This window comes from Pantoea sp. B9002, assembly GCF_013385945.1.
In the GTDB taxonomy this organism is placed as follows: domain Bacteria; phylum Pseudomonadota; class Gammaproteobacteria; order Enterobacterales; family Enterobacteriaceae; genus Pantoea.
In genome coordinates this window covers 19,280-40,628 of the sequence record NZ_JACAPA010000046.1, presented here as the reverse complement: position 1 = coordinate 40,628, position 21,349 = coordinate 19,280, and the positions used below count along the sequence as shown (strand labels likewise).

The 21,349-nt window shown below is 55.4% G+C and carries 23 protein-coding genes and 3 pseudogenes; 15 read left to right on the top strand and 11 right to left on the bottom strand.

Features of this window, described 5'->3' with window-relative positions; genetic code table 11:
* Positions 1-5 precede the first annotated feature (5 nt).
* The 5 genes from HX773_RS20525 (at position 6) to katG (ending at position 5,775) form a co-directional block, all read left to right on the top strand.
* Positions 6-1,241, top strand: a complete 1,236-nt coding sequence (locus HX773_RS20525; protein WP_176973070.1) for an alanine--glyoxylate aminotransferase family protein — start codon at positions 6-8, stop codon at positions 1,239-1,241.
* Positions 1,238-2,503 (top strand): allantoate amidohydrolase, encoded by a 1,266-nt coding sequence (gene hpxK / locus HX773_RS20520; RefSeq protein WP_176973069.1) that lies wholly within the window; start codon positions 1,238-1,240, stop codon positions 2,501-2,503. The genes HX773_RS20525 and hpxK overlap by 4 nt, the downstream gene beginning before the upstream one ends.
* 2 nt (positions 2,504-2,505) lie before the next feature.
* The gene (gene uraD, locus HX773_RS20515) at positions 2,506-3,000 is read left to right on the top strand and encodes a 2-oxo-4-hydroxy-4-carboxy-5-ureidoimidazoline decarboxylase (RefSeq protein WP_176973068.1); all 495 of its coding nucleotides are present in this window, start codon (positions 2,506-2,508) and stop codon (positions 2,998-3,000) included.
* Positions 2,997-3,332, top strand: coding sequence for a hydroxyisourate hydrolase (gene uraH / locus HX773_RS20510; protein WP_008105232.1), 336 nt, complete (start codon positions 2,997-2,999; stop codon positions 3,330-3,332). The genes uraD and uraH overlap by 4 nt, the downstream gene beginning before the upstream one ends.
* A 244-nt stretch (positions 3,333-3,576) precedes the next feature.
* The gene (gene katG / locus HX773_RS20505) at positions 3,577-5,775 is read left to right on the top strand and encodes a catalase/peroxidase HPI (protein WP_176973067.1); all 2,199 of its coding nucleotides are present in this window, start codon (positions 3,577-3,579) and stop codon (positions 5,773-5,775) included.
* 43 nt (positions 5,776-5,818) lie between these two features.
* On the opposite strand, the gene HX773_RS20500 is transcribed toward katG, so the two are convergent.
* The 4 genes from HX773_RS20500 to HX773_RS20485 form a co-directional block, all read right to left on the bottom strand.
* Positions 5,819-6,235: a type II toxin-antitoxin system HigA family antitoxin gene (locus tag HX773_RS20500; RefSeq protein WP_176973066.1), complete on the bottom strand. Its 417-nt coding sequence runs from the start codon at positions 6,233-6,235 to the stop codon at positions 5,819-5,821.
* Positions 6,232-6,543, bottom strand: coding sequence for a type II toxin-antitoxin system HigB family toxin (locus HX773_RS20495; RefSeq protein ID WP_176973093.1), 312 nt, complete (start codon positions 6,541-6,543; stop codon positions 6,232-6,234). Before HX773_RS20495 ends, HX773_RS20500 begins: the two co-directional genes overlap by 4 nt.
* Before the next feature lie 131 nt (positions 6,544-6,674).
* The gene (locus tag HX773_RS20490; RefSeq protein ID WP_176973065.1) at positions 6,675-7,445 is read right to left on the bottom strand and encodes an amidohydrolase; all 771 of its coding nucleotides are present in this window, start codon (positions 7,443-7,445) and stop codon (positions 6,675-6,677) included.
* Complete coding sequence (locus HX773_RS20485) at positions 7,433-8,593, bottom strand: pyridoxal phosphate-dependent aminotransferase (protein WP_176973064.1); 1,161 nt, start codon at positions 8,591-8,593, stop codon at positions 7,433-7,435. The genes HX773_RS20490 and HX773_RS20485 overlap by 13 nt, the downstream gene beginning before the upstream one ends.
* 131 nt (positions 8,594-8,724) lie before the next feature.
* Here HX773_RS20485 and HX773_RS20480 point away from each other — a divergent pair, with 131 nt between their 5' ends.
* The 3 genes from HX773_RS20480 to HX773_RS20470 are packed head-to-tail and all read left to right on the top strand — an operon-like array spanning position 8,725 to position 10,563.
* Positions 8,725-9,339 (top strand): methylthioribulose 1-phosphate dehydratase, encoded by a 615-nt coding sequence (locus HX773_RS20480; RefSeq protein WP_176973063.1) that lies wholly within the window; start codon positions 8,725-8,727, stop codon positions 9,337-9,339.
* Positions 9,336-10,019: an acireductone synthase gene (mtnC, locus tag HX773_RS20475; protein ID WP_176973062.1), complete on the top strand. Its 684-nt coding sequence runs from the start codon at positions 9,336-9,338 to the stop codon at positions 10,017-10,019. The genes HX773_RS20480 and mtnC overlap by 4 nt, the downstream gene beginning before the upstream one ends.
* A 1-nt stretch (position 10,020) precedes the next feature.
* On the top strand, positions 10,021-10,563 hold the full coding sequence (locus HX773_RS20470; RefSeq protein ID WP_176973061.1) for an acireductone dioxygenase: 543 nt from the start codon (positions 10,021-10,023) through the stop codon (positions 10,561-10,563).
* A gap of 48 nt (positions 10,564-10,611) precedes the next feature.
* Here HX773_RS20470 and mtnA read toward each other — a convergent pair whose 3' ends face one another.
* Positions 10,612-11,631: an S-methyl-5-thioribose-1-phosphate isomerase gene (gene mtnA / locus HX773_RS20465; RefSeq protein ID WP_176973060.1), complete on the bottom strand. Its 1,020-nt coding sequence runs from the start codon at positions 11,629-11,631 to the stop codon at positions 10,612-10,614.
* Between the two features lie 105 nt (positions 11,632-11,736).
* Between mtnA and mtnK the strand changes: the two genes are divergently transcribed.
* Together mtnK and HX773_RS26195 are read left to right on the top strand one after the other, a co-directional pair.
* Positions 11,737-12,936: an S-methyl-5-thioribose kinase gene (mtnK, locus tag HX773_RS20460; protein ID WP_176973059.1), complete on the top strand. Its 1,200-nt coding sequence runs from the start codon at positions 11,737-11,739 to the stop codon at positions 12,934-12,936.
* Between the two features lie 84 nt (positions 12,937-13,020).
* Positions 13,021-13,107 (top strand): annotated as a pseudogene (locus HX773_RS26195) (hypothetical protein); the annotation flags it as partial.
* A gap of 44 nt (positions 13,108-13,151) precedes the next feature.
* On the opposite strand, the gene HX773_RS20455 reads toward HX773_RS26195, so the two are convergent.
* From HX773_RS20455 to HX773_RS20440, 4 genes and pseudogenes are all read right to left on the bottom strand, one after another.
* Complete coding sequence (locus HX773_RS20455; protein WP_176973058.1) at positions 13,152-13,379, bottom strand: hypothetical protein; 228 nt, start codon at positions 13,377-13,379, stop codon at positions 13,152-13,154.
* Positions 13,380-13,422: 43 nt separating this feature from the next.
* A complete protein-coding gene (locus HX773_RS20450; RefSeq protein WP_176973057.1) occupies positions 13,423-13,914 on the bottom strand; it encodes a type VI secretion system tube protein TssD in 492 nt (163 codons plus the stop codon).
* Positions 13,915-14,187 carry a hypothetical protein gene (locus HX773_RS20445; protein ID WP_370463627.1) on the bottom strand — a complete coding sequence of 91 codons (273 nt, stop codon included), beginning with the start codon at positions 14,185-14,187 and terminating at the stop codon, positions 13,915-13,917. It lies immediately after the preceding gene.
* Positions 14,162-14,683: pseudogene (locus HX773_RS20440) on the bottom strand (DUF2778 domain-containing protein). Before HX773_RS20440 ends, HX773_RS20445 begins: the two are co-directional and overlap by 26 nt.
* A gap of 212 nt (positions 14,684-14,895) precedes the next feature.
* Between HX773_RS20440 and HX773_RS20435 the strand changes: the two are divergent.
* Together HX773_RS20435 and HX773_RS26005 are read left to right on the top strand one after the other, a co-directional pair.
* Entirely contained in the window at positions 14,896-15,036 is a 141-nt protein-coding gene (locus HX773_RS20435; protein ID WP_176973056.1) for a hypothetical protein, read from the top strand.
* Positions 14,988-15,377 (top strand): annotated as a pseudogene (locus tag HX773_RS26005) (IS4 family transposase); the annotation flags it as partial. The gene HX773_RS20435 and the pseudogene HX773_RS26005, both read left to right, overlap by 49 nt.
* A gap of 36 nt (positions 15,378-15,413) precedes the next feature.
* Here the strand turns inward: HX773_RS26005 and fadE are convergent.
* A complete protein-coding gene (gene fadE, locus HX773_RS20430; protein ID WP_176973055.1) occupies positions 15,414-17,858 on the bottom strand; it encodes an acyl-CoA dehydrogenase FadE in 2,445 nt (814 codons plus the stop codon).
* 243 nt (positions 17,859-18,101) lie between these two features.
* On the opposite strand from fadE, the gene lpcA reads away from it, so the two are divergent.
* Both lpcA and HX773_RS20420 read left to right on the top strand, forming a co-directional pair.
* Entirely contained in the window at positions 18,102-18,680 is a 579-nt protein-coding gene (gene lpcA, locus HX773_RS20425) for a D-sedoheptulose 7-phosphate isomerase (protein WP_176973054.1), read from the top strand.
* A 51-nt stretch (positions 18,681-18,731) separates the two neighbouring features.
* Positions 18,732-19,499, top strand: a complete 768-nt coding sequence (locus HX773_RS20420) for a class II glutamine amidotransferase (protein WP_008108933.1) — start codon at positions 18,732-18,734, stop codon at positions 19,497-19,499.
* Here HX773_RS20420 and dpaA read toward each other — a convergent pair.
* Entirely contained in the window at positions 19,470-20,213 is a 744-nt protein-coding gene (gene dpaA, locus HX773_RS20415; RefSeq protein WP_176973053.1) for a peptidoglycan meso-diaminopimelic acid protein amidase, read from the bottom strand. The genes HX773_RS20420 and dpaA overlap by 30 nt on opposite strands.
* 313 nt (positions 20,214-20,526) lie before the next feature.
* On the opposite strand from dpaA, the gene HX773_RS20410 reads away from it, so the two are divergent.
* Positions 20,527-21,324, top strand: a complete 798-nt coding sequence (locus HX773_RS20410; protein ID WP_176973052.1) for an FkbM family methyltransferase — start codon at positions 20,527-20,529, stop codon at positions 21,322-21,324.
* The last annotated feature ends 25 nt before the right edge of the window (positions 21,325-21,349 follow it).

Below are 21,349 nucleotides of genomic sequence, written 5' to 3'. Positions count from 1 at the left end.
ACAACATGGATATCAGCCAATTTTCGCAAATCAATCCGCCACAGCGTCTGTTGATGGGACCGGGCCCGATCAACGCCGATCCGCGCGTGCTGCGCGCCATGTCGAGCCAGCTGATTGGCCAGTACGATCCGGCGATGACGCACTACATGAACGAAGTGATGGCGCTGTACCGTGGCGTATTCCGCACTGAAAACCGCTGGACGATGCTGATCGACGGCACTTCACGCGCCGGTATCGAAGCGATTCTGTTGTCGGCGATCCGTCCGGGCGACAAAGTGCTGGTGCCGGTGTTTGGCCGTTTCGGTCATCTGCTGTGTGAAATTGCCCGCCGCTGCCGCGCCGAAGTGCACACCATCGAAGTGCCGTGGGGCGAAGTGTTCACGCCGGATCAGATTGAAGACGCGATCAAAAAAGTGCAGCCGCGCCTGCTGCTGACGGTGCAGGGCGATACTTCCACCACCATGCTGCAGCCGCTGGAAGCGTTGGGCGCAATTTGCCAGAAATATGGCGTGCTGTTCTACACCGATGCCACCGCGTCGCTCGGCGGTAACGCGCTGGAAACTGATGCGTGGGGGCTGGATGCGGTGTCGGCTGGCATGCAGAAGTGCCTTGGCGGACCGTCCGGTACGTCGCCAATCACGCTGAGCCCGCAGATGGAAGCGGTGATCCGCAAGCGCAAATGCGTGGAAGAGGGCATCCGCACCGCCGATCATCAGGATGGCGACGACGAGATGATCTACTCCAACTATTTCGATCTTGGCATGATCATGGATTACTGGGGACCGGAACGCCTCAATCACCACACCGAAGCCACCACCGCGCTGTTTGGCGCGCGTGAATGTGCGCGTCTGATGATGGAAGAAGGATTAGATAACGGCATCGCGCGCCACAAGCTGCACGGCGATGCGCTGCTGAAAGGCATTCAGGGCATGGGCCTCGAAACCTTTGGCGATCTGCAACACAAAATGAATAACGTGCTCGGCGTAGTGATCCCGCAGGGCGTGAATGGCGATCAGGTGCGCAAGCTGGTGCTGGAAGATTTCGGTATCGAAATCGGCACTTCGTTTGGTCCGCTGCACGGCAAAGTGTGGCGCATCGGCACCATGGGCTACAACGCGCGTAAAGATTGCGTGATGCAAACCCTGAGCGCGCTGGAAGCGGTGCTGAATCATGTTGGCTTCCGCACCACGCAAGGCGCGGGGATGCAGGCGGCGTGGGATCTTTACGGGAGCCGCGCATGAATAAAAGCCTGATGACCGCCAGCGAGGCGCAGATCGCCGCCGCTCGCGTCATGGCGCGCTGTGATGCGCTGGCTGAGATCAGCGAAAGCGAAGATGGCCTGACGCGCGTTTATCTGTCGCCGGAACAGCTGCGTGCCAACGCGCGCGTCGGCGAATGGATGCAGGCCGCGGGCATGACGACGTGGCAGGACGCGGTGGGCAACATTTGCGGTCGCTACGAAGCGGCGCAGTCGGGCGCGCAGGCGCTGCTGCTCGGTTCGCATCTGGATACGGTGCGCAACGCCGGTCGCTACGACGGCATGCTCGGCGTGTTAAGTGCGATTGAAACCGTGCAGTGGCTGCACGATAGGCAGCAGCGTTTGCCGCTGGCGATTGAGATTGTCGGCTTCGGCGACGAAGAGGGCACGCGTTTCGGCATTACGCTGCTCGGCAGCCGTGGCATTACCGGCAGCTGGCCGGAAAGCTGGGTGACGCACCCGGATGGCAACGGCATCACCGTGGCGGAAGCGATGCAGGATGTCGGTTTCGATGCGGCGAAAATTCTCGACGCGGCGCGTGAGGTCAATGAGATCGCCGCCTATCTGGAACTGCATATCGAGCAAGGTCCGTGCCTTGAGCAGGAAGATTTGGCGCTTGGCGTGGTCACGGCGATCAACGGCGCGCGTCGTCTGAATTGCAGTTTTATCGGTGAAGCCGGCCACGCGGGCACCGTGCCGATGACGCATCGTAAAGATGCGCTGGCCGCTGCCGCCGAATGGATGGTGTTTATTGAGCACATCACGCAGGAGCACGATCCCCAGCTGGTGGCGACCGTCGGCACGCTGAGCTGCTTGCCGGGCGCGGTCAACGTGATCCCCGGTGAAGTGCAGCTGTCGCTCGACGTGCGCGGTCCGCAGGATGAGCCGCTGGAGCGTTTACTCTCCACGCTGCTCACTCAGGCGCAGGCGATTGCGCTGCGTCGCGGCTTAACCTTCAGCGCCAACGAGTATTACCACATTGCCGCCACCGCCTGTGATGCGCGGTTGCAGCAGGCGCTGAGCCACGCGGTAGAAACCGTGCAAGGGCGCAGCCTGTCGCTGCCGAGCGGCGCGGGACACGATGCAATTGCTATCGCCGAGCGCTGGCCGGTTGGCATGCTGTTTGTACGCAACCATCGCGGTATCAGCCATCATCCGGCGGAATCGGTACAAACCGCTGATGTGGCGCTGGGCGTGCAGGCGTATCTGCAAGCGGTTTGCGATATTGCGCGCGCTAAGGAATAAAGATGGATTTGGTAAGCTTCAATCAGCTTTCACCCCAAGCTGCGCAGGCGGCGATTGCGCACTGCGTGGCGATTCCCGCCTGGCAACAGGCGCTGGTGGCAGCGCGACCTTTTGCCGACGTTGCGGCTTTGCAGGCCGAAGCCGATCGTTTGGCGCAGTTGTGGCAAGCCGCTGATCTTGAGCAGGCGCTGAGTGCCCATCCACGCATTGGCGACAACGTGGCGGGCGCAGACAAAGAAGCCACGCTGTCGCGCAGTGAGCAGTCGGCGATGCAGCAGGCGGACGGCGCGCTGCAGTTGGCGATGCTGGCGGGCAATCAAACCTATGAGCAGCGCTTTGGCCGGGTATTTCTGATTCGCGCCAAAGGGCGCAGCGGCGAAGAGATGCTGGCGGAATTGCAGCGTCGGCTTAACAACGATGCAGCGAGTGAACAGCGTGAAGCGCTGGCGCAGCTGCGTGAAATTACCCTATTGCGGCTAAAGGAGAGCATCACATGAGCACCATTACGACGCATATTCTCGATACTGCGCTGGGCAAACCGGCGATTGGCGTGGCGGTTTCGCTCGAGCAAAATAGCCCGGAAGGTTGGCTGCCGCTGGTGGAAGGCAAAACCGACAGCGACGGACGCATCAAAGATCTGACGCCTGAACCGCTGGCGCCAGGTCATTACCGTTTAACAGCGGAAATTGGCGACTACTTTGCCGCCGAAGGGCGCGATGCGCTCTACGTGAGCGCGCAGATCGATTTCGTGATTGGCGCCACAGGCAGCCATTATCATCTGCCGTTTCTCATCTCGCCGTGGTCGTGGTCGACCTATCGCGGCAGCTGATAAAGCGCACCTGTCGTAGCGGCGCGATTTATCGCGCATCTTTTTCGCGATTAAATGCGCAATAAATTGCGCCGCTACGAAAGGTGCATGCCTTAATCGCGATAATGTGCGGCACTTCACGCGCTGCGCTTGAAAGCCAGTAACTATCAAAACCTTCGGTTCATCCAAATATATTCTTGGCTAAAGTACGGTTAATCTTAGTCGCATATTAGAAAGCAATGTGAAGCCAATGGAGCCGATAAACATGAGCACGCACGACAATAACGATAATGCAGCAGCTGCAGGCAAGTGCCCCTTTCATCACGGGGCGTCTGAAGAGAAGAGTGTTCTGGCGCGCGGCGCCGGTGGCGGGACATCCAACCGCGACTGGTGGCCCAATATGTTACGCGTCGATCTGTTAAACCAACACTCCAACCGTTCCAACCCGCTTAGTGACACCTTCAACTACCGCGACGAATTCAGCAAACTGGATTACTCCGCGTTAAAAGCCGATATCCGCGCACTTCTCACCGATTCGCAATCCTGGTGGCCAGCCGACTGGGGCAGCTATATTGGGCTGTTCATTCGCATGGCGTGGCACAGCGCGGGTACTTATCGCACCATTGATGGTCGTGGCGGTTCAGGTCGCGGTCAGCAGCGTTTTGCGCCACTGAATTCATGGCCGGATAACGTCAGCCTCGATAAAGCGCGCCGCCTGCTGTGGCCGGTAAAACAGAAATACGGTCAGAAAATTTCCTGGGCCGATCTCTACATTCTGGCGGGCAACGTCTCGCTGGAAAACGCGGGCTTCCGCACCTTCGGCTTTGGTGCCGGTCGTGAAGACGTGTGGGAACCGGATATGGATGTGGATTGGGGCCACGAAACCGAATGGCTGGCGCATCGCCATCCAGAAGCGCTGGCCAATGCCCCGCTGGGCGCCACCGAAATGGGCCTGATCTATGTCAACCCGGAAGGCCCGGAAGCCAGCGGCGATCCGAAATCCGCCGCGCCGGCGATTCGTGCCACCTTTGGCAACATGGGCATGAACGACGAAGAGATCGTGGCGCTGATTGCTGGCGGTCATACTTTGGGTAAAACCCACGGCGCGGCAGAAGCCAGCCATGTGGGCGTGGATCCTGAAGAGTCACCTATTGAAGCGCAGGGCCTTGGCTGGACCAGCAGCTACGCCAGCGGCGTGGGTAAAGATGCCATCACTTCCGGTCTGGAAGTGGTGTGGACGCAAACCCCAACGCAGTGGAGCAACTACTTCTTCGAGAACCTGTTTAAATACGAATGGGTGCAGACGCACAGCCCAGCGGGCGCGATCCAGTTTGAAGCCGTTGATGCCGAAGCGATTATCCCGGATCCGTTTGATCCAGAGAAAAAACGTAAACCGACCATGCTGGTGACCGATCTGACGCTGCGTTTCGATGAAGAGTTCGGCAAGATCTCGCGCCGCTTCCTCAACGATCCGCAGGCGTTCAACGAAGCCTTTGCCCGCGCCTGGTTCAAACTGACGCACCGCGATATGGGGCCAAAAGCGCGTTACATCGGTCCGGAAGTGCCGAAGGAAGATCTGCTGTGGCAGGATCCATTACCGCAGGCGATTCATCAGCCAACGCCGGCTGATATCAGCGAGATTAAAGCGCGCATTGCCGCTTCAGGCTTGAGCGTTAGCCAGCTGGTTTCTGTGGCCTGGGCTTCGGCCTCGACCTTCCGCGGTGGCGACAAACGTGGCGGTGCCAACGGTGCGCGTCTGGCGTTAGCGCCGCAGAGAGATTGGGCGGTGAATGCCAGCGTGATTTCAGATGTGCTGCCAACCTTGCAGAAGATTCAGCAGGAATCAGGCAAAGCCTCGCTGGCCGATGTGATTGTGCTGGCAGGTAGCGTGGGTATCGAGCTGGCCGCTTCAGCCGCTGGCGTGGCAACGCAAGTGCCGTTTACGCCGGGGCGTGTGGATGCGCGTCAGGATCAAACCGACGTTGAGTCGTTCAACTTCCTGCAGCCGCTGGCCGATGGTTTCCGTAACTATCGCCGCAGCGCCAAAGGTTCTTCAACCGAAACGCTGCTGCTGGATAAAGCACAACAGCTGACGCTGAGCGCGCCAGAGCTGACGGTGCTGCTGGGTGGCCTGCGTGTATTGGGCGCCAACTTCGACGGCGGCCAGCACGGCGTATTCACTGACCGCGTTGGCGTACTGAGCAATGACTTCTTCGTCAATCTGCTCGACATGCGCACCGCGTGGAAAGCCACCGATGAGAGCGAAGAGTTGTTTGAAGGTCGCGATCGTCTGAGCGGCGAAGTGAAGTTCAGCGCCACACGTGCCGACTTAGTATTTGGATCGAACGCTATCTTGCGCGCGCTGGCCGAGGTTTACGCCAGCAGCGATGCGAAGCAGAAGTTCGTGACCGACTTCGTTGCCGCCTGGACCAAAGTGATGAACCTGGATCGCTTCGAGCTGTAAGCTAAAAAAGCCGCAGCGGATTTCTCTGCTGCGGCTTCCTCTTTTAATCTTCGCGAAATGCTTCGAAGGGCAGGTTAAAACGTTTAGCCAGCGCGGCTTTGTGTTTGTCTGTCAACGAACGTTCTCCTTTCAAAATTCGGTTCACGTAAGAACGCTGACCAATTTCATTCACAAAGGATGACTGGTTGAGATTATGTTGATCCATCAATACCCGCAGTAACGCGACTCCGCCAGGTAATGCAGTGATACGCGCGTTAAACGCGGCAAACTCCGGCGCACTATCTTCATATTTCGCCACTTTATCGGTGAGCATTTCAATCAGCGGATGATCAGGTTGATGTTCAATCAGATACTCCACCAGTTCTAACGCCTGCTCATAATCAGCTTTCGCGTTACTTCCGCCCAGCAGCGGGACGGCTTTAATCAGATTGTTGCTGGCCTGGATGGCTTCGGCGATCATTCTTTGTTCTCCCGATAATGCTTTACCCATTTGTCATACTCGGCATGCGTTACAACGTGTTTAATGAAGATTCGTTGGGCTATAAAATCAGCAAAAAACATCACTCTGAGATTATTTCCACCCACGTTAATCACCCACCATTTCGCCCGGTATTTCATTCGGTCAAGACTTGGAAAATAGGCTCTGAGCGCATCGGGATCGGCAAAATCGTTGCCATTTAAAGTTCGATAAGTGGCATCCAATGCTGCTGCATCATTTGGAAAACTCCGTGTCGCTTCTGTGAACACTTTCCTTGAGATAACGTGCATCATTCCCTCGACATGTTCCAACATGGAAACATTCTAGCGCAACAACGCCACGTTTCCAAGAAGGAAACAAAATTTTAGAGGTTTTTAAGAGAGGGGAAAATGTGCCGCGCAGTGTCCACGCGGCCAAGAGGTTACTTCAGCGTATAACCATCCGCATCGCGCCATGCCGGGAACCGCTCACGGTAGGCTTGCAGCTCTTCCAGCGATAGCTCCGCATCAAGACGTGCGCGCGCAAAAGGCTCTCCGCTCGCCAGAATCTCGCCCAGCGGCGAAATAATTCGGCTGTCTCCACTGTACTGATGCTGATTGCCATCGCTGCCGACGCGGTTACAGCCAGCAACGTAAGCCTGATTTTCAATCGCACGCGCTAATAGCAGCGACTGCCAGTGCAGCGCACGCGGTGCGGGCCAGTTGGCGACATACAGCGCCAAATCGTAATCGTTATGGCTGCGCGAAAACACCGGGAAGCGCAGGTCGTAGCAAATTTGCGGCAGAATACGCCAGCCGCGCCACTCAAACACTTCACGCGTTTCACCTGCCACATAGTGCTGATGTTCATTGGCCATGCGGAACAGATGACGTTTGTCGTACTGATGCAGCGTGCCGTCTGGCTCGACCAGCAAGAAGCGGTTCACCGCGCCTTTTTCCGTCTGGATTGCCGCGCTGCCGCCGACTAACGCATTGCTGGTTTTCGCGTGCGCGTGCAGCCACGCCACGACGTCATCCTGCGGCAGCGAACTTTCGGCGGCTTCCATAGCAAAACCGGTGGTGAACATCTCCGGCAGCAGAATGATGTCGCGGCCTTCAATGCCTTTCAGCACGCCATCGAAATGACGCAGGTTGGCCGCGCCATCCATCCAGCTCAGGGTTTCCTGCAGCACGGTAATTTTCAAAGCTGACATAAGCGCTCCGCAGCGGCGTCGAGCGTCGCTTCCTGTTTGGCAAAGCACAGGCGAATCAGCTTGTGTGGGAAAGGTTCGGCGCAGAACACCGACAGCGGAATCGCCGCCACGCCGACTTCTTTGGTCAGCATCTGGCAGAAGCTCACGTCATCCAGATCGGAAATTGCGCTGTAATCCACCAGCAGGAAGTAAGTGCCTTCACACGGCAGCACCTTGAAACGGCTGGCGGAGAGCGCCTGGATAAAGCGATCGCGGCGTGCGCGGTAGAATTCCGGCAGTTCGCGATAGTGCTCAGGCTCCTGACGCAGCATATCGGCAATCGCCAGCTGTGCCGGCGTATTCACCGAGAAGGTTAGATATTGATGCACTTTGCGGATTTCAGCGCTGATCGCCGCCGGTGCAATGCAGTAACCCACTTTCCAGCCGGTCATGTGGAAGGTTTTACCAAAGGACGACACCGCGATGGCGCGCTGACGCAGTTCAGCATGCGCTAACACGCTGGCGTGGCCCTCTTCAGTGAAACAGATGTGCTCATACACTTCGTCGCTCAGCACATAGATTTCCTGCTCAGCAATCGCCTGCCACAGCTCGGCATAATCGCTTTTGCGCCACACGGTGGCGGACGGATTGTGCGGCGTGTTCAGAATCACTAAGCGGGTTTTGCTGCTCAGCAGGCTGCGGAATTCGCGCCAGTCAACGCGGAAACCCGGCGGCTGCAGGGCGATGCGTTTCAACACGCCGCCCGCCAGCTGTACCGCAGGCGCATAGCTGTCGTAGCTTGGGTCAAAGCAGATCACCTCGTCACCAGGACGCACCAGCGCGGTAATCGCAGCGTAGAGCGCTTCGGTCGCGCCTGTGGTAATGGTGATGTCGCTGTTAACGTCAGGCGTGTGGCCGTAAAGCGCAGCGGTTTTCTCAACAATCGCCTCACGCAGTGGCAGTACGCCAATCATCGGTGCATATTGGTTGGCGCCCTGGCTCACGTGATGCGCCAGGCGCTCCTGCAAATAGCGCGGACCGTCAAAATCGGGGAAGCCTTGCGAAAGGTTGATGGCGTTGTGCTGCTGCGCTAACGCGCTCATTTGCGTAAAGATGGTGGTGCCGAGCGCCGGTAATTTGCTCTCGGGGATCAGGTTGTGCTGCGTCATTGTTTTGTGGCCTTAAGCGCGAATGTCGTTGCGGAGAAACCCTGTGTTGCTGCCACTATAAACAGGATGTTAACATTTGGCAATCGAGACGCTTAGACGTCTAAACTAACCTGCGGAGCCTGTATATCGCTATGACGGATTTTCTTCCACTGGAACATTTAGTGGCTGCCTGCCACTGGATTGGTGGCAAAGGCTGGGCACCCGCAACCGGCGGTAATATGTCGGTGCGGCAGGACGCGGAGTATTGTCTGCTGAGTGCGTCCGGCAAAGATAAAGGCAGCCTGACGCGTGATGATTTTATCCAGGTTGAGATCGCTAGCAACGCGGTGCCATCGGGCCGCACGCCCTCAGCGGAAACCGGCCTGCATACCTTGATTTATCGTCTGTTTCCGCAGGCGGGCGCGGTGCTGCATACGCACACGGTCAACTCGACGGTGCTGTCGCGGGTGGAGAAGGGCAACGCGCTGGTGCTCAGTGGTTATGAGATGCAGAAAACGCTGGCCGGGCAGCAGACGCATCTGAACACCGTCGCCATCCCATTATTCGATAACGATCAGGACATTACGGCGCTGGCGCAGCGTATTGAAGCTTTTGCCGCCGATACGCCGCTGCAATATGGTTTTCTGCTGCGCGGCCACGGTTTGACCTGCTGGGGCAAGGACGTGAACGAAGCGCGTCGCCATCTCGAAGGTTTGGAATTCCTGTTTGAATGTGAACTGCAACGTCGCCTGCTGGAGGCCAAATGATCCGCGCCATAGTTACCGATATTGAAGGCACCACCAGCGATATCCAGTTTGTGCATCAGGTGTTATTCCCTTATGCACGTCAGCATTTAGCGGCGTACGTGCGGGAAAATCATACGGATGAAAACGTCGCCGCCGCACTCAACGCGGTGCGTGCAGAGTCCGCTGCGCCTCAGGCCTCGCTGGAGGAGCTGATTACTACACTCACGAATTATATCGATGAGGATCGCAAGTCGCCGGGCCTCAAAGCCTTGCAGGGCATGATTTGGCGCGCCGGCTACGTTGAAGGCCAGTTCACCGGCCATCTTTATCCCGACGTGCTGCCGGCTTTTGAGCGCTGGCAGCAGCAGGGGATTGGCCTGTATGTTTATTCCTCGGGATCGGTCGCCGCGCAAAAACTGTTATTTGGCTACAGCGATGAAGGTGATTTAACCTCGCTGTTCAGCGGCTATTTTGATACCGGCGTCGGCGCGAAACGTGAAGCGCAATCGTATCGCAATATCGCCGAAAAAATCGGCCTTGCGCCTCCGTCATTGCTGTTCCTGTCGGATATTTATCAGGAGCTGGATGCGGCAGCGGATGCGGGCTGGCATACCGTGCAGTTAATTCGTGGCGAGGCGGATAACGCCAGTCGCCATCACCAGGTCAACGATTTTTCCCAGATTAAACCGGAGTCGATTTAACATGAGTGCATTGACCATTTTTACCGATACCGAAGCCCAGCAACCGGTGTGGCACAGCACCGATGCCGAGGCGATTCGCGAGCGTCTCAACGCGAAAAACGTGCGCTTTGAACGCTGGGAAGCCGATCGCGATCTGGGTGCGGATCCTGATGCAGAGACGGTGATCAACGCCTATCAACATGCAATTGATCGTCTGGTGGCTGAGAAGGGCTATCAGAGCTGGGATGTGCTGAGCATGCGTGCGGATAATCCGCAGAAAGAGGTGTTGCGCACCAAGTTCCTCAATGAACATACGCATAGCGAAGATGAAGTGCGTTTCTTCGTCGAAGGTTCAGGGTTGTTTTGTCTGCATCTGGATGGCGAGGTGTATCAGATTTTGTGTGAGAAGAATGATCTGATCTCGGTGCCGGCTGGCACGGCGCACTGGTTTGATATGGGTTCTGAGCCGCACTTTACCGCGATCCGTATTTTCGATAATCAGGAAGGTTGGGTGGCGAATTTCACCGGCGATAAGATTGCTGATGCGTATCCGCGCTTAGCATGATTGTAGGGTCGTCATTTATGACGACCTTTTTATCACCCGCACCCAACCCTACGGCTGAAACATCCCCTCCTGAACCTGCTCGGGCGTCACCACGCCAGTATCCAGCACCCAGCCGCTAATCAACGCCGCGGGCGTCACATCAAAAGCCGGGTTATAGACAGCCGCACTCTCTGGTGCCCACTGTACGCTACCAAAACTGCCTGCAACGCCGGTCACTTCGCTGGCGGCGCGCTGCTCGATGGGGATGGCGTCGCCGTTTGGACATTGACGATCCAGCGTGGTGTGCGGTGCGGCGACGTAGAACGGAATGCCGTGATAGTGCGCCAGCACGGCCAGGCTATAGGTGCCAATCTTGTTCGCGACATCACCGTTCGCCGCAATACGATCCGCGCCGACCCAAATGGCATCGACCACGCCGCGCGCCATTAAACTGGCGGCCATAGAGTCGGTAATCAGCTGATAAGGAATGTTCAGCTCACCCAGCTCCCACGCGGTTAAACGGCCACCTTGCAGCAGCGGTCGCGTCTCATCCACCCAAACATTTTTCACCAAACCTTGCTGGTGGGCATAAGCGATAACGCCGAGCGCCGTGCCGACGCCCGCGGTCGCCAGCCCGCCGGTATTGCAGTGCGTCAGCAGTTGGCTGCCCGGTTTTACCAGCGTGCTGCCGGCGCGGGCGATGTTGTCACACAGTTGCTTATCTTCGGCCACCAAACGCAGCGCTTCGCGGCTCAGCGCTGTGACGAAATCACCTTCGGCCAGTGCAGTTTTCATGCGATCGAGGTTATTCATCAGGTTCACGGCCGTTGGACGCGCAGCACGCAGCACCTCCAGCGCCGCCGCTAATTCCGTGCGCGCGGCGCCTTGTTCACCCAGCAGCGCCAGCAGCAAACTGGCTGAGAGGCCAATCAGCGGCGCACCGCGCACGCGCAAAGCGTGAATGTGTTCGACCAACTGCGCGACGCTGTGCGCAGGCAGCCAGTTTTGTTGTTGTGGCAGCGCCTGCTGGTCAAGGATCCACAGTTGATTATCGCGGACCTCAAGGCTGGTGGTACGAAGTGTTTGCATGATGTGAAATCCCTGTTGCGTTAATGCTGGCTATTGTGCCAACATGCGTAACGGATGTATAGACGTCTGAACGGCTTATTACTATCGATAATCGAGGAACAGGCAATGTCGCAATACCGTACGTTCAATGCTGCCGATGCTGTGGAATATGCTAAACAATTTGGCGGCGTGGACGATCCGTCAGCGCTGGTGAGCGCCGAGGAGATCGGGGATGGCAATCTCAACCTGGTGTTTAAAATTTTCGATAATCAAGGCCGCAGCCGTGTGGTGGTAAAACAGGCGCTGCCTTATGTGCGTTGTGTCGGTGAATCCTGGCCGCTCACGCTGGATCGCGCGCGTCTCGAAGCGCAGACGTTGATTGAGCACTACAAACATTGCCCGCAGCACACCGTTAATGTCACCCATTACGACGCCGAATTGGCGGTGATGGTGATGGAAGATCTCTCCAGCCATCGTATCTGGCGCAGCGAGCTGGTGAAGGGCGCATATTATCCGCAGGCCGGTCGTCAGGTTGGCGAATATCTGGCGCAGACGCTGTTCCATACCTCCGATTTCTTCCTGCATCCGCATAAGAAAAAAGCCGAAGTGGCGCGTTTCATTAATCCGGAAATGTGCGAAATCACCGAAGACTTATTCTTTAACGATCCGTTTATTGACCATGAACGCAACAAATATCCTGCGGCGCTGGAATCGCTGGTGGTCAGCCTGCGCAGCGACGATGCGCTAAAAATCGCCGTAGCCGGTCTCAAGCATCGCTTTTTCGCCGATGCGGAAGCATTGCTGCATGGCGATGTGCACAGCGGTTCCATCTTTGTCGCCGATGGCAGCCTGAAAGTGATTGATGCGGAGTTCGGCTACTTTGGGCCGATAGGTTTTGATGTCGGCAGCGCGATTGGCAACTTGCTGATTAACTACTGCTGCCTGCCGGGCTTGCTGGCACCGCGTGAGGCGGCTGAAGGGCGTGAACGTCGTCTGAGCGACGTGCAGGAAGTTTGTAATCAGTTCGCCAGCCGCTTCCTGGAATTGGCGAAAGAGAAAACCCGCGATGTGGCGCTGGCTTATCCCGGTTACGCCGAATCCTTCCTGCGCAAAGTGTGGCGCGATACCTTGGGTTATTGCGGTACCGAGTTGATCCGCCGCACGGTGGGAATGTCTCACGTTGCGGATTTCAAACAGATTGAAGATGAGACCATGCGCACCGAGTGCATTCGCAGCTGTATCACGTTGGGACGCACGCTGATTCTGGCTGCCGATCATGTTGCTGATGTCGATGCGCTGATTGCGCGGATTCGTCAGGCGGGTTAATGCTGGTGTCGGGAAATCAAGCAGGGGCTGCAGAATAACCGGCTGACGCTGCGCAGCAAAAAACCAGATAGTCAAACTGCGGGGCGACGGGAGAGGTCATTCCCGAGAGTGGAGAAAGAGAGGCCCTGGAAGTACCCGACAGCCAAAAGAAAAAATGCCAGTCAGGCTTAACTGACTGGCATTAGCCCCGTTTCTGAGGCTTTTTTTTTTCACGTTTAAGCTGGATTTTTTAGCTTCATAACGATGTATTCAACACCCGGCTCATTCGGTAACAGCTGAAGGGACGATTCAATGACAGTAATTTTCCCTACGTTGATGTCATCCAGGCGGCCACGCACAATCTTATCGGTGTGAACGTTTAAGTCGATGCTAAAAACATCAGCGCTTGCGATCATTTTGTCACGTTCAGACTGTGGCAAGGCATAAACTTCTTCGAAGTTCATTGGAAAACCTTTATTTGCTGAGTGAAAGTTAATTACTAACGGATTACGCAGAAAGACGTTCGTTCCATGCGTCCCTGTACTGGATATTACCATCCACAATACGCCAGGTGATTTTTTCATACTGCAGGCTGACGCTTTCCGTGTGGTTCAGCTTGTCATTGCCCGACAGTTTTGTGTTGGCCACGCCGCAGTTAACGCCGGTGACTTTCACGTTTTCCATCAGCACGGTGTAATAGCACACCTCTTGGCCCGCATCGCTGATGTTGTAGAAACGAATTTCGGCGCTTTTCAGCGTCTGGCCGGTGGCCGCTGCTTTATAGAGATAAGGCGTTGAGCTATCCACCTCTTTCTCGATCATCATTGATGAATGCTGGCGCGTGCCGGTTATTTTGCCGTTAGCGGTGTCTACCGGCAGGTTAATACCGTGGCTCAGGCCGATAATTTCAATGCTGCCTTCACGTTCGTGAACATCGACAGAACCTCTAATATCCGCGCCACCATCGTCTTTAAGCCACATATACGGAGGAATTGGCATTTATTTGCTCCTTATTTTTTTGATTAACTTCATTGTTAAAATGTAAATAACAACCGTGATGGGAATCACTGTGCATACGGACATGTAGAAATAGATGTCGTAAAAACGATCCGCTCCAATCTCTTCATTCCCGTAGATCATTTGGCCGATTTTCAAGGCTAATTGTTCGTTAAACCATAACTCTGGCGGGCCAAGAGTACGGGCGACAACGAGCATCAGCGTGAGAAAAAAAGCGACTTTGGCCGCTCTACGGGCAAGTGTTTGAATAACCACCGGCAACCACCTCAATGTATCCGCGCGCCATTAAATTTTTCATGCAAGGAACCGGGATCGGCGCTGTTCTCAGAAGGGCATTACGAATTAGCGCATAGTCTGAATTAAGGTGGAGAGTTATACATCCTTCAGATACGCGGCCGGGATGGAGGCGAAATAATCCGCGTTTGACGTCATTAATCCACGTTTCATCATCAATGCTCAGATCGTCACGATATAAAGCAAACCATTCGTCGCGATCAAATTCAGCACCGTTAAAAACGCGGTTATATAAATCCTGTGACTTTGCCTTAGCTCATGAAAGCAGGCCACCCCTCCCACGCTCAACGATCCAGTATTTACCCGGTGGGATAGGTCCAACGTTTGGGACGGCCATACATGCAGTAATATTTCTGTAGGCACCTTTCCCGGAAAACGCCATGAAGACGCCCACGCCATACAGATTCAACGGCACGAAATCTGCGCCGTTCAAAATCATCTTACCGATAATTGGCATCGTTAATCCCTAACCTTTAATCCATGTAGTAACTAATGTTTATGTTACATTCCTCAGATTATCAGGACCAGAAATAATTAGAGTTGATAATCAATAAAGCTTTTACGATCACGCTTTGCTATTGGCGTTGTTAACACAACAACGAGAGATATAGAATCTCAACGAACAACCCCCTTTCGCGCAAGACGTACGACACAAACAGGATATTCGTTATGTCGCAGACGCTGAACGATCAGGATTTTAAGAACGCCGCCACCAAACTCAGCTGCAGTGAAGCCGCCGTGCGCGCCGTTGCCGAAGTAGAGAGCTCCGGTATCGGGAAATCAAGCAGGGGCTGCAGAATAACCGGCTGACGCTGCGCAGCAAAAAACCGGAGATGGTGCGTCAGGAGCTATGGGGCGTGCTGCTTGCGTATAATCTGGTGAGATATCAGATGATAAAAATGGCGTCGACGCTTAAGTGATACTGGCCTAATCAGCTGAGCTTCAGCGAGTCTGCGGCCTGGGTAATGAAGCTGCTCTGGACGCTTGAGGGCGCGTTACCGGGGCGGATCCCGGAACTGGTGAAAAATGTGGGCGCGATAGCGCAGATAGTCAAACTGCCGGGGCGACGGGAGAGGTCATTCCCGAGAGTGGAGAAAGAGAGGCCCTGGAAGTACCCGACAGCCAAAAGAAAAAATGCCAGTCAGGCTTAACTGACTGGCATTACTCCCAGCGGAGGCTTTTATGTTTTATGCGGCTTCACTGGCCCGCGGGTTGGATTTCGTCTGCGGCTTTGGCACCGCCAGCGCTTCCGGCGCGAAATCATCGACGTTAATCGCTTTCAGGCGGCTGGCTTCAGCACGAATCAGCACCTGCGCTTCGCTCTCATCAATCCAGCCCTCTTTCAGACCACGTTGCGCCAGCGCATCCAGTCGGGTAAACGACAGATGTTTTTTCTGCTGCTTGCATAAACGATCGTGAATCACTTCGGCGGCCATCACATCCTGCAGCGCCTGCTCCAGCTGACCTGCAGGATTATGTGCGCTTGGTGCCAGATATTGACCACGGCCCAAACGGGTACGGGTCGCAGAAGGCAGCTGCAGCAGTTTCGCCAGCTTGTGGTCCAGTTTATCGGACGGTGCCGGGCAGTGATGACCACCGGCGAAAATCACCAGTCGCAGCGCACCGGCCACCATGCGGTTCGGGAAGTTGCGCAGCAGATCATCCATCGCCACTTCAGCCTGATGCAGCGCATCCTGCACGCCCCAATGTACCAGCGGCAAATCGGCTTCGTTGCGGCCTTCATCGTCATAGCGCTTCAGGGTGGCGGAGGCCAGATACATCTGGCTCAGCACATCGCCGAGACGCGCCGAGATACGTTCACGACGTTTCAGGCTGCCGCCCAGCACCGCCATCGATACATCTGACAGCAGCGCGAGGTTGGCGCTTAAACGGTTGAGGTGCTGATAGTAGCGGCGCGTGGCGTCGCGGGTTGGCGTGGCGCTGGTGCGGCCGCCGGTTAAGCCCAGCCACAGGCTGCGCACTTTATTACTGCCTACGTGGCCAATATGGCTGAACAGCGCGCGGTCAAAGGTCACCAAATCGTTTTTCGCTGCGGCGTTCATCTCTTCCAGCACCCACGGATGGCAGCGGATCGCGCCCTGGCCGAAGATGATCATGCTGCGCGTCAGGATGTTAGCGCCTTCCACGGTGATGGCGATCGGTGCGCCCTGATAAGCACGCGCCAGGAAGTTGTTTTCGCCCAGCATAATGCCTTTACCGCCGGCGATATCCATCGCGTCGATAATGGCGCGCTGACCGCGATGGGTGCAGTGGTACTTCACAATCGCCGACAGCACCGCCGGTTTTTCACCAAGCATAATGCCGCTGGTGATCAGCGTCGCGGCGGCATCCATCACGTAAGCGTTACCGGCAATGCGCGCCAGCGGCTCTTCGATACCTTCCATCTTGCCGATGGAGACTTTGAACTGGCGACGGATATGCGCATAGGCACCGGTCGCCAGCGCAATGCTTTTCACGCTGCCGGTTGAGTTCGAAGGCAGCGTGATGCCGCGACCGACAGACAAACACTCCACCAGCATGCGCCAGCCTTGCCCGGCCATTGACGGGCCGCCGATGATGAAATCGATCGGCACGAAAATGTCTTTACCGCGCGTTGGACCGTTCTGGAACGGCACGTTGAGCGGGAAGTGGCGCTGGCCAATCTCCACGCCAGGCGTGTGCGTTGGGATCAGGGCGCAAGTGATGCCGAGCTCTGCGGTATCGCCCAGCAGGTGATCCGGATCGGAGAGTTTAAACGCCAGGCCAAGCACGGTGGCAATCGGTGCCAGCGTGATATAGCGCTTGTTCCAGGTAAGGCGCATGCCCAGCACTTGCTGGCCTTGCCACTCGCCCATGCACACCACGCCGGTATCGGGAATTGCACCGGCATCAGAACCCGCTTCCGGGCTGGTCAGGGCAAAGCACGGGATCTCATCACCGCGCGCCAGACGCGGCAGGTAATGATCTTTCTGCTCATCGGTACCGTAATGTTGCAGCAGTTCGCCTGGGCCGAGTGAGTTTGGAACGCCGACGGTGATCGCCAGAATGCCGGAGACGCCCGCCAGTTTCTGCAGCACACGCGCCTGCGCATAGGCGGAGAATTCCAGGCCGCCATACTCTTTCTTAATGATCATGGCGAAGAAGCGATGCTGTTTCAGATATGCCCACAGTTCCGGCGGCAGATCGGCCATTTCATGGGTGATTTCGAAGTCGTTCGCCATGCGGCACGCTTCTTCTACCGGGCCGTCGATAAAGGCTTGCTCCTCTTCGGTCAGGCGCGGCTGCGGATAGTTGTGCAGCTTCTGCCAGTCCGGTTTGCCGCGGAACAGATCGCCTTCCCACCATGTGGTGCCGGCGTCGATCGCCTCTTTTTCAGTACGCGACATCGGCGGCATCACTTTCTGGAAGCTGTGCAGCGCCGGTTTCGAGAACAGGCTGCGACGCATCACCGGCAGGTTAAACGGCAGCAGAATGATCGCCAGCGGCAGCAACATCCACGGCGTCCATATGTCAGCGGCCGCCAGCGCGCCGGTCCACAGCAGCAGAATCACGCTGCTCAGCTGAAGCGAAATTTGGTGGTAGAACAACACGCTAAGCAGGATTAGCGTCGCAACGATTGAGGCAACCAACATAATGAACCACTCCATAAGTAGTAAGAGGTCTGACCTGTTATGGGTGTAGGTTTAGAATATGGGGCAAAATTTATCAATCTGTTTACATCGCAATTACAACACATCTCACAAATTCGTTGCACGATGCGCAACAACTGCCAAACTTCCTCGAGACGCCGCGCTTTTCCTTATGGCAGGCGCTTTGCGGCTTAGCCCCATTCCGTTAAACTTGCCGGGTCAATCTTTCCTCTAAAGGACATCTCTATGTATCAGGACATTATTCGCTCAGAACTCAATGAAGCAGCCGATACGCTCAACACGTTCCTGAGTGACGAAGCCAACATTCACGCGATTCAGCGCGCCGCAGTTCTGCTGGCCGATAGCTTTAAAGCGGGCGGCAAGGTGCTCTCCTGCGGTAACGGCGGCTCGCACTGCGATGCCATGCATTTTGCTGAAGAGCTGACTGGACGCTACCGTGAAAACCGTCCTGGCTACCCGGCGATTGCCATTTCTGATGTCAGCCATCTCTCCTGCGTGAGCAACGATTTTGGCTATGACTATGTGTTCTCGCGCTATATCGAAGCGGTAGGCCGTGAAGGCGATGTGCTGCTGGGGCTTTCTACCTCCGGTAACTCTGCCAACATCATCAAAGCGGTGGAAGCTGCGCGCGCTAAGGGCATGAAAGTGATTACCCTGACCGGCAAAGATGGCGGCAAGATGGCAGGTTCAGCGGATATTGAAATTCGTGTGCCGCACTTTGGCTATGCCGACCGCATTCAGGAGATCCATATCAAAGTGATCCATATCCTGATGCTGTTGATTGAAAAAGAGATGGTTAAGTAATGATGCGTTCCTCTCGCCGCGCGCGAGAGGATCTAACTTAAGGCGGTTGCTATGTGCGAATTGCTCGGGATGAGCGCCAATGTCCCCACGGACATCTGTTTCAGTTTTACCGGTCTGGTGCAGCGTGGCGGTGGAACCGGGCCGCACAAAGATGGTTGGGGCATCACTTTCTACGAAGGTAAAGGGTGCCGCACCTTCAAAGATCCGCAGCCGAGCTTTAACTCGCCGATAGCCCGTTTGGTGCAGGAATACCCGATCAAATCGCATTCGGTGGTGGCGCATATCCGCCAGGCGAATCGCGGTGAAGTGTCGCTGGAAAATACCCATCCGTTCACGCGTGAGCTGTGGGGCCGCAACTGGACCTATGCACACAATGGTCAGCTTAAAGGTTATCGTCAGCTGGATACCGGGCCATTCCGTCCGATTGGTGAAACCGACAGCGAGAAAGCGTTCTGCTGGATGCTGCACAAACTGACCGAGCGCTATCCGCGCACGCCTGGCAACTGGCCGGCGGTGTTCCGCTACATTGCCGAGCTGGCAGCAGAAATGCGTGAGAAGGGCGTGTTCAACATGCTGTTATCGGATGGGCGCTATCTGATGGCGTTCTGTTCGACCAATCTCTACTGGATTACGCGCCGTGCGCCGTTTGGCAAAGCCACGTTGCTCGATCAGGATGTGGAGATTGATTTTCAGCAGCAGACTACGCCGCAAGATGTGGTGACGGTGATTGCTACGCAACCGCTGACGGGTAACGAAACCTGGCACCGGATAGTGCCAGGCGAGTGGGCATTATTTTGCCTGGGTGAGCGCCAGGAATGATTTCGAGGCAGCATCCGGTGTAGAGATCACCGGCGTGCTGTTCACCGCATATTGGCCGGTGGCCGTCACGTTCACGGTTGGCGGCACACGGTACTTAGCGAAGTACGCATAGCCCGGCTGCAGTTCACGCCAGAATTTAATGTAGGTCGAATATTTATGACGCTGCATGTTGCTGTCGGTCATGCGGAACGGATAGATATTGACCTGAATCTCCTGCTGACCATTACGCAGCGCGGCGTTGGTGTAGGTGAAGATCTCATCCATCGATGCATCCGTCATTGCGTAGCAGCCCACTGACACGCAATCACCGTGAATCATTAAATAGTTACCGTTATAGCCTTTAGCGCGATCGTACTGATTGGGAAAACCGGTATTAATAGCGCGATAAAAACGGCTATCCGGTTTTAACTGGTTCAGCTTGACGTTATAAAAACCTTCCGGACTTTTGAAATCGCCCTGACGACGTTTAGGTCCTAAACCGCCAGAGAAATTACAGATGCGATAGCTGTCCAGTAGACGATATTCATTCCCGATTTTGCCGTACAGTTCCAGCGTACGCTCTTCCTTGAAAATCTGAATAAAAACGGGGGTGCCAATTAGTTGTTTCTTTAACTCTTTGCTCACCGGAGCCAGCGGTTGCGTAGGCTCGGGGTTCATTGCCCAGCTAAGGACCGGCATAAGAATCATCGCAAGCGTTAATGCGATTCTGCCCATTCTGTAGATACCTTGATGTGAAGAGAGACGATGACGCTGTGCGTCCGGGTATTGCATTATCGGAAATATCCGCTATCGCAGCGCAACATTAACATTGTCTGGCTTTTAATCAAGCCAGTGTCCGAGAAAATGGCGCGTTCCTAAAAGGAATACGACCACTAATTTGTAAACTTTAATTAGAGGAACAAAAAAATCGCTTTTTTGCGCTGCGCTTTAAAACCATTTAATCCTGACGATGAATAAGACATGTCTTGGGTGTTGAAAAAAATCACGTACCTATACTGCGCCGGTCATTTTCAACAGGTAAATATTAATGGAAACTCCAGCGCGCCCGTCTCTTTATCAGGTAGATAACCTGCACTATATGTTGTCGTCTGGTCCCGACATGATCAATGCACACTTACGCAGCGGCAAAGCGTGGGAGCCCACCACGCTGCAAATTGCTCAGTTACTTATTGAAGGTATTGAGCGTCCGGTATTGGTCGATGTGGGGGCAAATTTAGGCGCCTGGTCGGTGCCGATGGGCGATCACATTCGCGCCAAAGGTGGCACCTTGTATGCCTTCGAGCCGCAACGTCAGGTGTTCTATCAACTGTGCGCCAACCTGTTCAGCAATCAGCTGTTTCACTGCCATGCTATGCAAATGGCGATTGGTGATGTGAACGGTGAAATTGACGTTCCGGTGTTGGATATGCAAACCGAAGTAAATGTCGGGGCGCTGTCGCTGGATGCCGATATTCGTGCGCAGCAGAAGATGCTTAGCACCGACTTCACCAGCAGTGAATCCGTGCGCATCGCCACCTTAGATAGCCTGAAATTACCGGCGGCGCACCTGGTTAAAATCGATGTTGAAGGGCTCGAATTAGAAGTGCTCAAAGGTGCACGGCACTGGCTGGAAAGCTCGGGTTATCCTGCCATTTTGTTTGAAGTGTGGGGCGATTATCTGCCTGCATTAATTCCTAAACGTAATCGCCTGCTCAATTTGCTGAAGCGTGCTTTAGGCTACGAGGTCGATATGTTCGGCGAACTCGGTATCGCTCAGCATCCGCAAAATAAACGGCTTGAGATTAAAAGAAACGATCAGGGAATGGAGATTCGTCGCCTGTTTTAATCCTGCAATTTAGCAAGCCAACACT

What these genes read in the sequence shown, in the direction of transcription:
- uraH (WP_008105232.1), top strand. Translation starts at nt 2,997, where the DNA reads ATGAGCACCATTACGACGCATATTCTCGATACTGCGCTGGGCAAACCG.
- mtnA (WP_176973060.1), bottom strand. Translation starts at nt 11,631, where the DNA reads ATGCAAACACTTCGTACCACCAGCCTTGAGGTCCGCGATAATCAACTG.
- HX773_RS20485 (WP_176973064.1), bottom strand. Translation starts at nt 8,593, where the DNA reads ATGACGCAGCACAACCTGATCCCCGAGAGCAAATTACCGGCGCTCGGC.
- HX773_RS20410 (WP_176973052.1), top strand. Translation starts at nt 20,527, where the DNA reads ATGGAAACTCCAGCGCGCCCGTCTCTTTATCAGGTAGATAACCTGCAC.
- HX773_RS20525 (WP_176973070.1), top strand. Translation starts at nt 6, where the DNA reads ATGGATATCAGCCAATTTTCGCAAATCAATCCGCCACAGCGTCTGTTG.
- HX773_RS20490 (WP_176973065.1), bottom strand. Translation starts at nt 7,445, where the DNA reads ATGTCAGCTTTGAAAATTACCGTGCTGCAGGAAACCCTGAGCTGGATG.
- HX773_RS20470 (WP_176973061.1), top strand. Translation starts at nt 10,021, where the DNA reads ATGAGTGCATTGACCATTTTTACCGATACCGAAGCCCAGCAACCGGTG.
- mtnK (WP_176973059.1), top strand. Translation starts at nt 11,737, where the DNA reads ATGTCGCAATACCGTACGTTCAATGCTGCCGATGCTGTGGAATATGCT.
- HX773_RS20480 (WP_176973063.1), top strand. Translation starts at nt 8,725, where the DNA reads ATGACGGATTTTCTTCCACTGGAACATTTAGTGGCTGCCTGCCACTGG.
- HX773_RS20450 (WP_176973057.1), bottom strand. Translation starts at nt 13,914, where the DNA reads ATGCCAATTCCTCCGTATATGTGGCTTAAAGACGATGGTGGCGCGGAT.
- mtnC (WP_176973062.1), top strand. Translation starts at nt 9,336, where the DNA reads ATGATCCGCGCCATAGTTACCGATATTGAAGGCACCACCAGCGATATC.
- dpaA (WP_176973053.1), bottom strand. Translation starts at nt 20,213, where the DNA reads ATGGGCAGAATCGCATTAACGCTTGCGATGATTCTTATGCCGGTCCTT.
- HX773_RS20420 (WP_008108933.1), top strand. Translation starts at nt 18,732, where the DNA reads ATGTGCGAATTGCTCGGGATGAGCGCCAATGTCCCCACGGACATCTGT.
- HX773_RS20455 (WP_176973058.1), bottom strand. Translation starts at nt 13,379, where the DNA reads ATGAACTTCGAAGAAGTTTATGCCTTGCCACAGTCTGAACGTGACAAA.
- hpxK (WP_176973069.1), top strand. Translation starts at nt 1,238, where the DNA reads ATGAATAAAAGCCTGATGACCGCCAGCGAGGCGCAGATCGCCGCCGCT.
- fadE (WP_176973055.1), bottom strand. Translation starts at nt 17,858, where the DNA reads ATGTTGGTTGCCTCAATCGTTGCGACGCTAATCCTGCTTAGCGTGTTG.
- HX773_RS20435 (WP_176973056.1), top strand. Translation starts at nt 14,896, where the DNA reads ATGTCGCAGACGCTGAACGATCAGGATTTTAAGAACGCCGCCACCAAA.
- HX773_RS20500 (WP_176973066.1), bottom strand. Translation starts at nt 6,235, where the DNA reads ATGATCGCCGAAGCCATCCAGGCCAGCAACAATCTGATTAAAGCCGTC.
- katG (WP_176973067.1), top strand. Translation starts at nt 3,577, where the DNA reads ATGAGCACGCACGACAATAACGATAATGCAGCAGCTGCAGGCAAGTGC.
- lpcA (WP_176973054.1), top strand. Translation starts at nt 18,102, where the DNA reads ATGTATCAGGACATTATTCGCTCAGAACTCAATGAAGCAGCCGATACG.
- HX773_RS20495 (WP_176973093.1), bottom strand. Translation starts at nt 6,543, where the DNA reads ATGCACGTTATCTCAAGGAAAGTGTTCACAGAAGCGACACGGAGTTTT.
- uraD (WP_176973068.1), top strand. Translation starts at nt 2,506, where the DNA reads ATGGATTTGGTAAGCTTCAATCAGCTTTCACCCCAAGCTGCGCAGGCG.